The 14,207-nt window shown below is 37.7% G+C and carries 12 protein-coding genes and 1 tRNA gene; 10 read left to right on the top strand and 3 right to left on the bottom strand.

Going from position 1 to position 14,207, the window contains the following annotated elements:
• Positions 1-23 precede the first annotated feature (23 nt).
• Positions 24-968, top strand: a complete 945-nt coding sequence (whiA, locus tag BJK46_RS02230) for a DNA-binding protein WhiA (RefSeq protein WP_014614491.1) — start codon at positions 24-26, stop codon at positions 966-968.
• Positions 969-1,876: 908 nt separating this feature from the next.
• Here the strand turns inward: whiA and BJK46_RS02220 are convergent.
• A tRNA-Arg gene (locus BJK46_RS02220) sits at positions 1,877-1,948 on the bottom strand.
• A gap of 124 nt (positions 1,949-2,072) precedes the next feature.
• Here BJK46_RS02220 and clpP point away from each other — a divergent pair.
• A complete protein-coding gene (gene clpP, locus BJK46_RS02215; RefSeq protein ID WP_256726599.1) occupies positions 2,073-2,687 on the top strand; it encodes an ATP-dependent Clp endopeptidase proteolytic subunit ClpP in 615 nt (204 codons plus the stop codon).
• 96 nt (positions 2,688-2,783) lie between these two features.
• Positions 2,784-3,281 (top strand): GNAT family N-acetyltransferase, encoded by a 498-nt coding sequence (locus tag BJK46_RS02210; protein ID WP_014614488.1) that lies wholly within the window; start codon positions 2,784-2,786, stop codon positions 3,279-3,281.
• A 602-nt stretch (positions 3,282-3,883) separates the two neighbouring features.
• Here BJK46_RS02210 and BJK46_RS02205 read toward each other — a convergent pair.
• Positions 3,884-4,786: a TIGR01777 family oxidoreductase gene (locus BJK46_RS02205; RefSeq protein WP_099987281.1), complete on the bottom strand. Its 903-nt coding sequence runs from the start codon at positions 4,784-4,786 to the stop codon at positions 3,884-3,886.
• 810 nt (positions 4,787-5,596) lie between these two features.
• Here BJK46_RS02205 and BJK46_RS02200 point away from each other — a divergent pair.
• Complete coding sequence (locus BJK46_RS02200; RefSeq protein WP_063278551.1) at positions 5,597-6,265, top strand: DUF4887 domain-containing protein; 669 nt, start codon at positions 5,597-5,599, stop codon at positions 6,263-6,265.
• Between the two features lie 98 nt (positions 6,266-6,363).
• On the opposite strand, the gene BJK46_RS02195 is transcribed toward BJK46_RS02200, so the two are convergent.
• Entirely contained in the window at positions 6,364-6,594 is a 231-nt protein-coding gene (locus tag BJK46_RS02195; protein ID WP_081247719.1) for a hypothetical protein, read from the bottom strand.
• A 301-nt stretch (positions 6,595-6,895) separates the two neighbouring features.
• On the opposite strand from BJK46_RS02195, the gene BJK46_RS02190 reads away from it, so the two are divergent.
• From BJK46_RS02190 to eno, 6 genes are all read left to right on the top strand, one after another.
• The gene (locus BJK46_RS02190) at positions 6,896-7,933 is read left to right on the top strand and encodes a sugar-binding transcriptional regulator (RefSeq protein ID WP_063278552.1); all 1,038 of its coding nucleotides are present in this window, start codon (positions 6,896-6,898) and stop codon (positions 7,931-7,933) included.
• A gap of 62 nt (positions 7,934-7,995) precedes the next feature.
• Entirely contained in the window at positions 7,996-9,003 is a 1,008-nt protein-coding gene (gene gap / locus BJK46_RS02185; protein WP_014614483.1) for a type I glyceraldehyde-3-phosphate dehydrogenase, read from the top strand.
• 131 nt (positions 9,004-9,134) lie between these two features.
• On the top strand, positions 9,135-10,325 hold the full coding sequence (locus BJK46_RS12385) for a phosphoglycerate kinase (protein WP_014614482.1): 1,191 nt from the start codon (positions 9,135-9,137) through the stop codon (positions 10,323-10,325).
• Positions 10,326-10,370: 45 nt separating this feature from the next.
• A complete protein-coding gene (tpiA, locus tag BJK46_RS12380; protein WP_103263562.1) occupies positions 10,371-11,132 on the top strand; it encodes a triose-phosphate isomerase in 762 nt (253 codons plus the stop codon).
• Positions 11,133-11,134: 2 nt separating this feature from the next.
• Positions 11,135-12,652: a 2,3-bisphosphoglycerate-independent phosphoglycerate mutase gene (gene gpmI / locus BJK46_RS02170; protein WP_014614480.1), complete on the top strand. Its 1,518-nt coding sequence runs from the start codon at positions 11,135-11,137 to the stop codon at positions 12,650-12,652.
• A 127-nt stretch (positions 12,653-12,779) separates the two neighbouring features.
• Positions 12,780-14,084: a surface-displayed alpha-enolase gene (eno, locus tag BJK46_RS02165; protein WP_014614479.1), complete on the top strand. Its 1,305-nt coding sequence runs from the start codon at positions 12,780-12,782 to the stop codon at positions 14,082-14,084.
• Positions 14,085-14,207 lie beyond the last annotated feature (123 nt).

Here is a 14,207-nt window from a genome sequence, read left to right as displayed (position 1 = left end):
AAATAGAAAGGGAAAGATTCATTATGAGCTTTGCATCTGAAATGAAAAATGAACTGACACGAATTGAAGTTGACCATGCGAACGCTAAGGCAGAACTAAGCGCACTGATTCGAATGAACGGGGCTTTGAGTCTGTCTAACCAACAATTTGTGATTAATATCCAAACGGAAAATGCAACGACGGCGCGACGTATTTATTCACTGATTAAATTTGTGTTTAAAGTTGAAGTTGAAATATTAGTACGCAAAAAAATGAAGTTGAAGAAAAACAATATTTATATTTGTCGAATAAAAATGAAGACGAAGGAAATTTTAGATGAACTTGGGATTTTGAAAAACGGCATGTTCAGCCATGATATCGATCCTGAAATGGTAAAAGATGACGAAATGAGACGGAGTTATTTACGTGGCGCATTTTTAGCAGGTGGCTCCGTGAACAATCCAGAAACGTCTTCATATCATTTAGAAATTTTCTCGCTCTATGAAGGTCATTCAACTGGTTTGACACAATTGATGAATACGTATGAATTAAATGCAAAAAGTTTAGAACGTAAAAAGGGATGGATTACATATCTCAAAGAAGCTGAGCGAATTGCTGAATTTTTAAGTTTGATTGGTGGCTATCAAGCGTTACTAAAGTTTGAAGATGTGAGAATTGTCCGAGATATGCGGAATTCAGTTAATCGTCTCGTTAATTGTGAGACGGCAAATTTAAATAAGACAGTCAGTGCGGCTATGAAACAAGTGGAAAGTATTCAATTGATTGATCAAGAAATCGGCATTGATAACTTGCCAGATCGATTAAGAGAAGTTGCGAGATTGCGTATTGAGCACCAAGATGTCTCGCTAAAAGAATTAGGTGAAATGGTGAGCACTGGTACCATTTCTAAATCAGGCATTAATCATCGTTTGAGAAAACTGAATGAAATGGCTGATAAAATTAGAAGTGGAGAACCATTTGAAGTGTAAATATAGTCCTGTTGATAACAAGCATCTTAGACCTCTAAAAAGGTTTAAAGATGCTTATTTTAATGCAGAAATTGATGTATTGTTGAATGAGTGAATTTAGATAGACCATCAGAAGAAGATGAATTAGGGGGATTCGTTAGAGTGATGGAGAAAGAAGTCATCTTTGTTTTTGATAAGTATAAAATAAAACGTAGATGTCAAATCATGAATATGTATATGCTATACGTTGAAGCTTAAGTTATCATCGCAACACTGCTATCAACAAATCAAAAATTTAAAGATGTGTTTATGAATATAGGGGATGTAAGAACAGAGAAGCAAATCTGTGTATATGACACAAGTTGCATAGTGTATAATAAAGCAAGAATTGTTGAGTAAGAGGGATTTTCTATGTTTGATATCAATAAAATTAAAAAGTTGCTAAAGAAATGGGTGTTGAAGTTAATCCTTCAGATGCAAAGACAAAAAACGGTATTTAAAGACCATTGTAAGCGTACGCACCGGCAAATAGAATAAGTTTCCTAGCTATAGTATCTCAGTAAGGAAAATCGCTCATGAACTTGCCAGTAGAGGGAATATCCGTATTAATGTAAACGAGTTATACGATAATGATTTATCGTGTTATCATAGTAAGGACATAAATTTACAATGCTTTTGAGCGACTTTTGTAGTACTAATTCTCATGACCGTATTGATGTTAGTGCGGTTGAGTGAATGTTAATTTTAAGGCTAGATCGCCGTAACCATTATCAACAACGTAAAGGTTACAGTGACGACTGAATCGGGAATAGATGAATGAAAGTCCTTGAAATGTTCGTCATCTAGCGCGCTATTGACTAGCAAAACAAAAAGAACCCCGCCGTTATGGGATTCTTAATTTTAAAAAGTGTGTTATTGAATGGTATGAACCCCCTCGAGAGGAATCGAACCTCTATTGTAAGAACCGGAATCTTATGTGTTATCCATTACACTACGAGGGGTTAATTGCTTAAGTCTATTCACCATTGTACCTTTCGGGCATGCGAGGGTCAACTCCTAGCAAAAATTTGTCTATGAGTGCGTTGTTTTTGACCATTTTTGACTTTTGGGTTAGAATAGAAACAAATTAATAAATTTAGGAGGAATCATCAAATGAATTTAATTCCTACAGTTATTGAAACGACAAACCGCGGTGAGCGTGCATACGATATTTACTCACGTTTATTGAAAGACCGTATCATCATGTTAGGTTCAGCGATTGATGATAACGTAGCAAACTCAATCGTATCACAATTATTATTCTTACAAGCACAAGACGCGGAGAAAGATATTTATTTATATATTAATTCACCTGGTGGTAGTGTAACAGCTGGTTTTGCGATTTACGATACAATTCAACATATTAAACCAGATGTACAAACAATTTGTATCGGTATGGCAGCATCTATGGGCTCATTCTTATTAGCTGCAGGTGCAAAAGGTAAACGTTTCGCATTACCAAACGCAGAAGTGATGATTCACCAACCACTTGGCGGTGCACAAGGTCAAGCGACTGAAATCGAAATCGCAGCGAAACACATTTTAAGAACACGTGAAAGATTAAATAAAATTTTGTCAGAACGTACAGGTCAACCTATTGAAAAAATTGAAAAAGATACAGACCGTGACAATTTCTTAACTGCTCAAGAAGCAAAAGAATACGGTTTAATCGACGAAGTAATGGAGCCTGAAAAAGCTTAATAAAGTGATGCGATAAATGTGGGGTGAGACAACAGTTTCATCCCTTTTTTGCTATATCGGAAGGGTTTGAAAGTGCGTATTAATGGAGGATTGACGATGAAGCAACATGTTAGACGAGCGACACTGAATGATTTAGAAGCAATTATGGCAATCTATAATCACGCCATTTTGCATACTGCAACAGTTTATACATATGAACCCACGCATATTGAAGAACGACGTCAATGGCTAGCAGAAAAGCAACGTGACGGTTATCCGGTTTTTGTTTATGAAAATGAAGGGACAGTGCTAGGTTTTGCGACTTATGGTCCTTTTAGGAATTGGCCTGCCTATCAATATACCATTGAACATTCCATCTATGTTAGCCCCGATGCAAGAAGACAAGGTGTGGCGTCTCAGTTATTAACAGTAGTGATTGAAGATGCAACAGCGAATGGTTATCAAACGATTGTGGCTGGCATTGATGATAGCAATGAAGGAAGTTTGAAATTGCATGAAAAAATGGGCTTCAACTATATGGGAACATTGAAAAAGGTCGGCTATAAATTTGAACGCTGGCTCAATCTCGTATTCTATCAAAAGCAGTTAAAATAAGATGAAAATTGTACGGGCATGCGACATAAAAATTTTTGATGCTATTGATGCAATATTTTTGTTAAACTTGCCCGCCCTATGATTTGTGGCTTTTGATTGCCCTCATGGCTTCGCGTTCTAGGTACTGGCCCTTCAACTTGACTTGATTGAAATAAACACTTGATCGATGCAGAATTAGATTTTTGGAGCAATACAGAAAGCTCATGTGTCACAAAGATTTTGTCGTATTGCCCCCGCATGACTAACTCGACTTCTTAAAAGTATGCGCATTGAGAAGTCAGACAGCTACTGCGTTGAACAGCGGCCACACTCAAAATTAAAAGACATCATTTTGTTTTCAACTGTATCCCTCAGGCGTCTCAGCCTTCTGGGCAAGCTTATATCAAATACAGTAAAACTAAGGGTAAAATTATGAAATCAAAAAACAATAGTATCAATTATCCCATTCACCCTTATTTTCTGACTGCTTTATAGCCGTTAATGAAATATCAATCTATGAATGGATTATGGCTAAAAATTTTCTATGTCCCCCTATAGGCCACTAAAAAGATGACTCGAATGGTTGTAAAATCAACAACATTTCGAGTCATCTATAGTGGTTTTTATTTCGAATATAAATCTTTTAAGGCTAACGGTAAGGTCGGATAGTCAAATTGAAATCCTAAGTCTGATATTTTTTGTGGTACCATGTATTGTGTATCGAGTATGAGCGTTGACATTTTGCCAAGCACAAGACGTAATATCAATGCAGGTACCCAAGTGTAATGTGGTCGATGCATGACGCTTCCTAAAACTTTGCCGAATTGATGTTGAGTTTCGGGTACTGGTGCTGATAAATTATACGGGCCAGAAGCTTTGGGAGACTGAATGAGAAATTGAATGGCACGTACTAAATCTGCTAAATGAATCCATGAATACCATTGACGGCCATTACCCACACGGCCACCTACAAAGAAACGATAAGGCAGTGCCATCATTGGAAGTGCGCCGCCGTCACGAGAGAGAATCAGTCCAAAACGTCCGCAAATGACTCGTGTGCCAAGTTGTTCAAACAGTGTCGCTTGTCTTTCCCACTGATACACGATTTCTGATAATAAATCATGAGGTGTCGTTTGATATGATTCAGTATACACAGCCGTTTTTGATGGCGGGTAATACCCCATAGCACTGGCGTTAAATAGGACATCAGGTGTTTGTTCACGTAGTTTAAATAAGTCAAATAGCGCACGTGTCGCTTGAATACGACTTGTCATCATAATTTGTTGATGTTGCGTTGTCCAACGTTTGTTCAATGTAGCACCTGCCAAATTAATAACTATGTCAATGTGAGGGACTTCTTCCTCCCAACCGTCCTTGCTCCAATTAATATAATGTACATGTTGTTGTTGTGAAGTTTGATCACTTCTTGTCAGGATATAAATTATCGCTTCATTAGAACGTGTAAGTTGTTCAACTAAAGCACGTCCCACCATACCAGTGCCACCTGTAATTAAATAGCGTTTCATAGGCTTCGCTCCTTTACTTTATATGAGTTCATAGTATTGTCAATAAATGGTCATCAATTCTTCACTTACGATGACTTGAATCTGTTTATTTTTTCACAAAGTACGTTATAATAGAGATACCTTCGATAATTAATACATCTCTTAATTAAATTCAGTATACCCCTTAAATATATACGACGAAGGTATTTTTGACTCCCTTTAGTAGAGATCTGGATGATGCAGCATTCAGATCTCTTTATTTATGTTAGGGAATCAACATTGTCTTCGTTAGTGGCTTCAAAGTGACTTATAAAAATGACTCGTGTAAAAAGTTATTTATTTTTACGTTGACGGTCATTCATTTTTTGAGTGATGAACTTGCCAATTACACGATAAACAATGAAACGAATGAGCATATTAACAATTCTTTTCATTTTGACTCTCCTTTACATTTGTCTTAGTACATACATTCCTTTATTTTTACAAATTAAACTTAAGAACGTGTCAGACTTAACTAGAACTAGAAACACGTATTTTAAAATGGTTTCTGTATGAATGATTTCAAGAGATATAAACGGGTAAATAATAAGATGAATAGTACAAAGTTAAATGGTTATATGCCATAGCTATGTCCGACATAATAGACAGAAAGAGAGGGTATCCATGTGATAATTAGATGATTGTGTCATTTACATTAATTGAAATTCCAGTATACTAAAAGCTAACTCATTTTATTAATTTCGGTAAAATGCGTGCGTTAAGTTTTGAATTCATAATGAAATATGATTGAATAAAATATATTGTCATCAATTTATAAAGAGAGGGAATGCAATGTCAGCACCAAAACCAAATGAGCAAGGCAGCCGCAATGTGAAACCTGATAAAAAAAAGAGACGTTTACTTGGCTTTTTAAGTGTCATTGTCATACTGTTATTGCTCGGGGGACTCGTCTTTGCCATTTTTTCATTTGTCGATCAATCGCATAGAGGGAATGAACGTTTAAAAGAGAAGTCAATTGAAGAACAAAAGGAAAAGCGTGACGCAGAGATTAAAAAAGAGAAAGCGCGAAAAGAACGCGAAGCACGAGAAAAAGAACGAAGCATTGAAGCGGCTCAAGCTGAACAAGAACGGTCAATTGAAGCGGCACGCCAAGCAGAAATAGAAGCCGAACGACAAGCGCAACTCGAATGGCAACGTCAACAACAGCAGCAACAACAACAAAGAGAAAAAGAAGCAGAAGCTCGAAAATCGAAGTCGAAAACGGAAGAAGAGAAGGACGACAGCGATAATAAAGCAACGGAAAAGGAACGTACAACGGAAGAGGCAACGACAGAAGAACCGAAAACGACACAATCCAAACCTTCAGCCGAGCAACGTACATCTCAAGGAACACAGACAGGTCAATCGGAGTCAAACGAACGTCCAACAGCTGAAAGGAATACTGCGCCACAACAGCGCTCAGAGCCATCCTCAAAAGCGCGGAATAGTGACGAGTCATAATATATCGTAATCATAGGCAAAATGAATAGGGCAAAAAAGGGTCGTTGAGATATGTAAGTCATCTCAGCAGCCCTTTTTTATTAATGATACGTATCGTTTTAGAATATAAGGTTAAGAAGCAATGTTAAGAGTATCGATAAAATAATTGAGAAAAGACAGCCAGGCAAACATCCCACTGGGGTACAACCTATTGTGCGCACATGTGTCCGCCGAAATGGTCCTGTATCGTTTTGGAATGTATTATCTTGACTGTGGTTAATCTCATCAGGATGTCGATAGCGTGGGTCGGATGGGTCAATGACTTCGGGTTGGTCAGATTGTTTAGACATAGTTTCACCTCTTTCTTTCAATGTAAATTATCTTGTCAATGATTGCAATGAATGGGGTATCGATGTTTAGTTTTAGTGGAAAATGTGAATAATAACATCACATCAGTTATCATGTTGTGTATTGATGGTCGTTATTTGTCCAACGTTTATAAAAATCGGGATGCTTTTTGACTTGCATTTGTTGTGCACAAATAGTATGATGAATTTGTAAACATGATAAGTATTTATTGTATTTGGGACTAAAAATGTCACGGCATGGCTTGAATATGGCCATCTTGTTACTATTAAGGAGGCCTTTATCATGGAACGTATGATTCATGTTCAACAAAAAATTGTGCCTGACTTGATAGACAAAATGCGTCGACGTTTTTCTATTCTAACAACGATTCAAAAGTATCAACCGGTTGGGCGGCGGACTTTAAGTGAGTTGCTTAACCTCACTGAGCGTGTGCTACGTTCAGAGACAGATTTATTGAAACAACAAGAATTAATATCGGTAAAATCGACAGGTATGACATTGACTTCACAAGGTTTAGATGTTGTCTCACAGCTGAATGCATATTTCGATCAGTATACGGACTATCATCACCTTGCACAATCTATCAAATCGACATATCAACTTGATGAAGTTCATGTGATTCCTGGTGATAGTGATAAAGATTCAAACGTTAAAGTAGAATTAGGTCGCATCGCTGGACAACTTCTTGAAAAGCAACTGTATGATCATGCTATTGTGTCAGTAACAGGTGGCTCTACTATGGCATCGGTAAGTGACGCAATGTCGCATTTGCCTTTCCAAGTACTCTTTGTGCCGGCACGTGGCGGTCTCGGTCAAAATGTCATCTTTCAAGCGAACACAATTTGTTCTCGTATGGCTCAAAGGACTGGTGGCAGTTATACAACGTTATATGTGCCTGAACAAGTGAGTGAATTGACCTATCAAAATTTAATGAACGAACCTTCAGTGATTCAAACGCTCGATAAAATACGTGAATCACAGTTTACAATACACGGCATTGGTGATGCGCTGAAAATGGCGAAGAGAAGACAATCGTCATCAGAAGTCATTGAAAAACTTCAACATCATTTTGCTGTGGGTGAAGCGTTTGGTTATTATTTTGATCAACAAGGGCAAATTATTCACAGAGTTAAAACGATTGGTATTCAACTAGAAGAAGCGCAATCAAAAGCACATATTTTTGCTGTGGCTGGCGGAGAATCCAAAGGGCTTGCGATTAAAGCTTATCTTAAGATGGCGACACCTAATACGGTGTTGATTACAGATGAAGCTGCGGCAAAGGTAATCACAAGGGAAAGATTTGTTGAAAATAAAAAGTGAGTGAATTGTTTAAGTATTGAATTGATCCACTTTTTAAATATCATTTAAAGGAGGCCATTAACATGGCAGTAAAAGTAGCAATTAACGGATTTGGTAGAATTGGTCGTTTAGCATTTAGAAGAATTCAAGATGTGGAAAATATCGACGTTGTAGCAGTAAATGATTTAACAGACGACGATATGCTTGCACACTTATTAAAATATGACTCAACACAAGGTCGTTTTACTGAAGAAGTAGAAGTAATTGACGGTGGTTTCCGTGTAAATGGTAAAGAAGTGAAATCATTCTCTGAACCAGAACCTAAAAACTTACCATGGGGCGAGTTAGACATCGACGTGGTATTAGAATGTACTGGTTTCTTCACTGATAAAGAAAAAGCTGAAGCACACATCGAAGCAGGCGCGAAAAAAGTATTAATTTCTGCACCAGCTAAAGGTGACCTTAAAACAGTTGTATATAACGTTAACCACGAAATTTTAGATGGTACTGAAACAGTTGTTTCTGGTGCTTCATGTACAACAAACTCATTAGCACCTGTTGCCAAAACTTTACAAGACAACTTTGGTATCGTTGAAGGTTTAATGACAACAATTCACGCTTACACTGGTGACCAAAACACATTAGACGCACCTCACAGAAAAGGTGACAAACGTCGTGCGCGTGCAGCTGCTGAAAACATTATCCCTAACTCAACTGGTGCTGCGAAAGCAATCGGTTTAGTTATTCCTGAAATCGATGGTAAATTAGACGGTGGCGCACAACGTGTTCCTGTAGCAACTGGTTCATTAACTGAATTAACAGTTGTATTAGAAAAAGAAGTTTCAGTTGAAGAAGTTAACAAAGTCATGAGAGAAGCAACTAACGAATCATTCGGTTACATTGAAGACGAAATCGTATCTTCTGACGTTATCGGTATGACATTCGGTGCGCTATTCGATGCTACACAAACACGTGTAATGACTGTTGGCGACCGTCAATTAGTTAAAGTTGCATCTTGGTACGACAATGAAATGTCATACACTGCTCAATTAGTTCGTACTTTAGAATATTTAGCAAGCCAATCTAAATAATATAGATTAAAATAGGTTTGTAAGTACTTAAATATGTGCTTCTAACTATTTTGTAGCTGATAGTAGGCGGGGGAGCACAAACGCTTCTCCGCTTATTTTAAAATTGAGAGCGATAACGAGGAGGATGCTTTATGGCAAAAAAGGATGTCACAAATGTTGAATTAAAGGATAAGGTTGTTCTTGTACGCGCGGATTTCAATGTTCCTATGAAAGACGGCGAAATCACGAACGACAACCGTATCGTTCAAGCATTGCCAACTTTAAAGTACATCATTGAGCAAGGTGGGAAAGTAGTCGTATTCTCACACTTAGGTAAAGTGAAAGAAGAAAGTGATAAAGAGAAACTTTCATTGGCACCTGTTGCAAAACGTTTATCAGAAAAATTAGGTCAAGACGTCCAATTTATTCCTGAAACACGTGGCGAAAAATTAGAGTCTGCAATCCAAGCATTAAATTCAGGCGATGTGTTGATGTTTGAAAATACACGTTTTGAAGATGTTGATGGTAAGAAAGAATCTAAAAATGATAGTGAATTAGGTCGTTACTGGGCATCACTTGGCGATATTTTTGTTAATGATGCATTCGGTACAGCTCACCGTGAACATGCATCAAACGTTGGTATTTCAACACATCTAGAAACAGTTGCTGGATTTTTAATGGAAAAAGAAATTAAATTTATCGGTGGCGTTGTTGAAAATCCAAACAAACCTGTTGTTGCCATCCTTGGTGGTGCAAAAGTTTCTGATAAAATTGGTGTCATTGAAAACTTATTAAATATTGCTGACAAAGTGCTGATTGGTGGCGGCATGGCGTACACATTCTTAAAAGCACAAGGTAAAGAAATTGGTCTTTCATTACTTGAAGCAGATAAAATTGACTTCGCGAAAGATTTATTAGAACGCGCAAGTGATCAAATCGTATTACCAGTTGATGCAAAAGTTGCGAAAGAATTCTCAAACGATGCACAAATTACAACAGTTTCTATCGACGACATTCCTGAAGATCAAGAAGCAATGGATATCGGTCCTGAAACAGTTGCACTTTTCAAAGAACAATTAAAAGGTGCACATACAGTGGTATGGAATGGTCCAATGGGTGTGTTTGAATTCAGTAATTTTGCGCAAGGTACAATTGGTGTGTGTGAGGCGATTGCTGAGCTGCAAGATGCGACAACAATTATCGGTGGTGGCGATTCAGCAGCAGCGGCAATGCAACTTGGCTTTGAAGATGACTTCACGCACATTTCTACAGGTGGCGGCGCGTCATTAGAATACTTAGAAGGTAAAGAATTACCGGGCATTAAAGCAATCGCAAATCTATAACTCTATAGATGAAATTTGATTGAACAATAGAGGGAGTGTTTAATAGTGAGAAAACCAATCATCGCAGGTAACTGGAAAATGAACAAAACTGTACAAGAAGCGAAAGATTTTGTACAAACGTTACCAGCATTACCAGATACAAATGAAGTTGAGGCAGTGATTTGTGCACCTACAATTCAACTTGATGCACTGATTTCATTAACAAAAGAAAATGTTGCGCCAGGTCTTAAAATCGGTGCGCAAAACACTTATTTTGAAGATAGTGGTGCGTTCACAGGGGAAACATCTCCAGTCGCATTAGAAGCATTAGGTGTGAGCTACGTTGTCATCGGTCACTCTGAACGTCGTGACCTATTCCACGAAACTGATGAAGATATTAACAAAAAAGCGCATGCAGTGTTTAACCACAACATGACACCAATCATTTGTGTCGGTGAATCAGATGAAGAACGTGAAAGTGGTAAAGCAAACGAAATCGTTGAAGCCCAAGTTGAAAAAGCGTTAAAAGGTTTATCAGATGAACAAATTAAAAAAGTTGTTATCGCCTATGAACCAATTTGGGCGATTGGTACAGGTAAATCTTCAACAGCGAAAGATGCGAACGAAATGTGTGCAGCGGTCCGTCAAAAAATCGCGAAGTTAACAAGTGATGAAGTAGCACAAGCAACACGTATTCAATACGGTGGTAGTGTAAAGCCAGGCAATATTAAAGAATATATGGCTGAAACTGATATTGATGGCGCATTAGTTGGTGGTGCATCACTTAAAGTAGAAGATTATACTCAATTGTTAGAAGGTGCAAAATAATTATGGCAAAAAAACCTACAGCGCTTATTATTCTTGATGGGTTTGCGAATCGAGAAGAGGTACACGGTAATGCTGTTAAACAAGCGCATAAACCAAACTTTGATCGCTACTATGAGAAGTATCCTACGACTCAAATTGAAGCAAGTGGTTTAGATGTGGGACTTCCTGAAGGACAAATGGGGAATTCAGAAGTGGGCCATATGAACATTGGTGCCGGACGTATTGTGTACCAAAGCTTAACACGTATCAATAAGTCTATTGAAGATGGTGACTTTTTCGATAATGACGTCTTAAACAAAGCAATGGACCATGCATTAAACAATCATAGCGCATTACACATCTTCGGTTTGCTTTCTGATGGTGGCGTACACAGTCATTACAAACATTTATTCGCGCTGTTAGAATTAGCGAAACGTAAAAACTTAACAAAAGTTTATGTCCACGCATTTTTAGATGGTCGTGACGTTGATCAAAAATCAGCTTTAAAATATATCGACGAAACAGAAGAGAAATTTAAAGCATTAGGTGTAGGTCAATTTGCATCTGTATCAGGACGTTACTATGCAATGGACCGTGATAAACGTTGGGATCGTGAACAAAAAGCATACGATGCAATTCGCGGATTCAGTGATGTAAAGTACGCATCAGCACGTGAAGGTGTTCAAGCAAACTACGACAACAATTTAACTGACGAATTTGTTGAACCGTTTGTAGTTGAAAACCAAAACAATGGTGTGAACGATGGCGATGCTGTGATTTTCTACAACTTCAGACCAGACCGCGCAGGCCAAATGTCTGAAATTTTCACAAGCAAAGCATTCGACGGTTTTGAAGTTGAGCGCGTAAATGATTTATTCTATGCGACATTTACAAAATACAATGATCAAGTAGATTCAGCAGTTGTATTTGAAAAAGTAGACTTGAAAAATACAATTGGTGAAGTGGCACAAGACAATGGTTTAGTCCAATTACGTATTGCTGAAACTGAAAAATATCCACACGTGACATACTTTATGAACGGTGGACAGAATGAAGAGTTTGAAGGTGAACGTCGTATTTTAATCAATTCACCTAAAGTCGCAACGTATGACTTAAAGCCTGAAATGAGTGCTTACGAAGTGCGTGATGCATTACTTAAAGAGTTGGATAAAGGTGAGTTAGACTTGATTATTCTTAACTTTGCCAACCCTGACATGGTAGGGCACAGTGGGATGTTAGCGCCAACAATCAAAGCAATTGAGGCAGTAGATGAATGTTTAGGTGACGTCGTTGATAAAATTTTAGACATGGACGGACAAGCTATCATTACAGCGGACCATGGTAACTCCGATGAAGTATTAACAGATGACGATCAACCGATGACAACACATACTACAAACCCAGTACCTGTCATTGTAACAAAAGAAGGCATCACATTACGTGAAACAGGCCGTCTTGGCGATTTAGCACCAACGTTACTTGATTTATTAAATATCGAACAACCTGAAGATATGACGGGTGAATCATTAATTCAACATTAAATCATTTGAGAAACACAGATGAATCGCTATAATAGCATTAAGTAGTCAAATATAAAACGGAATAAAGTATGTTCAAACCATATTGAATATATATTTATAAATTGATTGAAAAAGGAGATTTAACATTATGCCAATTATTACTGATGTATACGCTCGCGAAGTATTAGACTCACGTGGTAACCCTACAGTTGAGGTAGAAGTATTAACAGAAAGTGGTGCGTTCGGTCGCGCATTAGTGCCATCAGGTGCATCAACTGGTGAACACGAAGCAGTAGAATTACGTGACGGCGATGCGGATCGTTACTTAGGTAAAGGTGTAGAAAAAGCAGTTGAAAACGTAAACGAAATTATTGCACCTGAATTAATCGAAGGCGAGTTCTCAGTATTAGAACAAGTTTCAATCGATAAAATGATGATTCAATTAGATGGTACTGCAAACAAAGGTAAATTAGGTGCCAATGCGATTTTAGGTGTTTCTATTGCAGTTGCGCGTGCAGCAGCAGACTTCTTAGGTCAACCTTTATACAAATATTTAGGTGGATTCAATGCAACAGTATTACCAACACCTATGATGAACATTGTTAACGGTGGTTCTCACTCAGACGCACCAATTGCATTCCAAGAGTTCATGATTTTACCAGTGGGTGCTGAGTCATTCAAAGAAGCTTTACGTTGGGGTGCTGAAGTATTCCACGCATTAGCTAAAATCTTGAAAAAACGCGGTTTAGTTACTGCAGTAGGTGATGAAGGTGGATTCGCGCCTAAATTCGAAGGTACTGAAGATGGCGTAGAAACAATTCTTGAAGCAATCAAAGCAGCTGGTTTAGAGCCAGGTAAAGACGTATTCTTAGGTTTTGACTGTGCATCATCTGAGTTCTATGAAAACGGTGTATATGACTACACTAAATTCGAAGGTGAAAATGCAGCGAAACTTACTGCTGAAGAACAAGTAGACTACTTAGAGCAACTTGTTAACAAATACCCAATTATTACGATTGAAGATGGTATGGATGAAAACGACTGGGAAGGTTGGAAGTTATTAACTGAACGTATTGGTGATCGTGTTCAATTAGTAGGTGACGACTTATTCGTAACAAATACTGAAATCTTATCTAAAGGTATTGAGCAAGGTATCGGTAACTCAATCTTAATCAAAGTTAACCAAATCGGTACTTTAACTGAAACATTTGAAGCAATCGAAATGGCACAAAAAGCAGGTTACACTGCGGTTGTATCACACCGTTCAGGAGAAACAGAAGATACAACAATTGCTGACATCGCTGTTGCAACAAATGCTGGACAAATCAAAACAGGTTCATTATCACGTACAGACCGTATTGCGAAATACAACCAATTGTTACGTATTGAAGATGACCTTTACGAAACAGCTAAATATGAAGGCTTAAAATCATTCTACAACTTAAGCAAATAAGTAGATGAGATTATAATGTTATAATGAGAGGTTAGGACATCGCGTTCTAACCTCTTTTTTAAATGTCCAACATTGATTTTCTTTCATCGTTTTAAACTGTTATAATAGGCTTATATGATATAG

The sequence above is a fragment of the Staphylococcus pseudintermedius genome, assembly GCF_001792775.2.
Classification (GTDB): domain Bacteria; phylum Bacillota; class Bacilli; order Staphylococcales; family Staphylococcaceae; genus Staphylococcus; species Staphylococcus pseudintermedius.
This window is presented reverse-complemented; position numbering and strand designations above follow the sequence as displayed.

Coding starts and splice junctions, on each gene's coding strand:
- BJK46_RS12385 (WP_014614482.1), top strand. CDS start 9,135: ATGGCAAAAAAGGATGTCACAAATGTTGAATTAAAGGATAAGGTTGTT.
- gap (WP_014614483.1), top strand. CDS start 7,996: ATGGCAGTAAAAGTAGCAATTAACGGATTTGGTAGAATTGGTCGTTTA.
- whiA (WP_014614491.1), top strand. CDS start 24: ATGAGCTTTGCATCTGAAATGAAAAATGAACTGACACGAATTGAAGTT.
- BJK46_RS02210 (WP_014614488.1), top strand. CDS start 2,784: ATGAAGCAACATGTTAGACGAGCGACACTGAATGATTTAGAAGCAATT.
- BJK46_RS02205 (WP_099987281.1), bottom strand. CDS start 4,786: ATGAAACGCTATTTAATTACAGGTGGCACTGGTATGGTGGGACGTGCT.
- BJK46_RS02200 (WP_063278551.1), top strand. CDS start 5,597: ATGTCAGCACCAAAACCAAATGAGCAAGGCAGCCGCAATGTGAAACCT.
- BJK46_RS02195 (WP_081247719.1), bottom strand. CDS start 6,594: ATGTCTAAACAATCTGACCAACCCGAAGTCATTGACCCATCCGACCCA.
- BJK46_RS02190 (WP_063278552.1), top strand. CDS start 6,896: ATGGAACGTATGATTCATGTTCAACAAAAAATTGTGCCTGACTTGATA.
- eno (WP_014614479.1), top strand. CDS start 12,780: ATGCCAATTATTACTGATGTATACGCTCGCGAAGTATTAGACTCACGT.
- gpmI (WP_014614480.1), top strand. CDS start 11,135: ATGGCAAAAAAACCTACAGCGCTTATTATTCTTGATGGGTTTGCGAAT.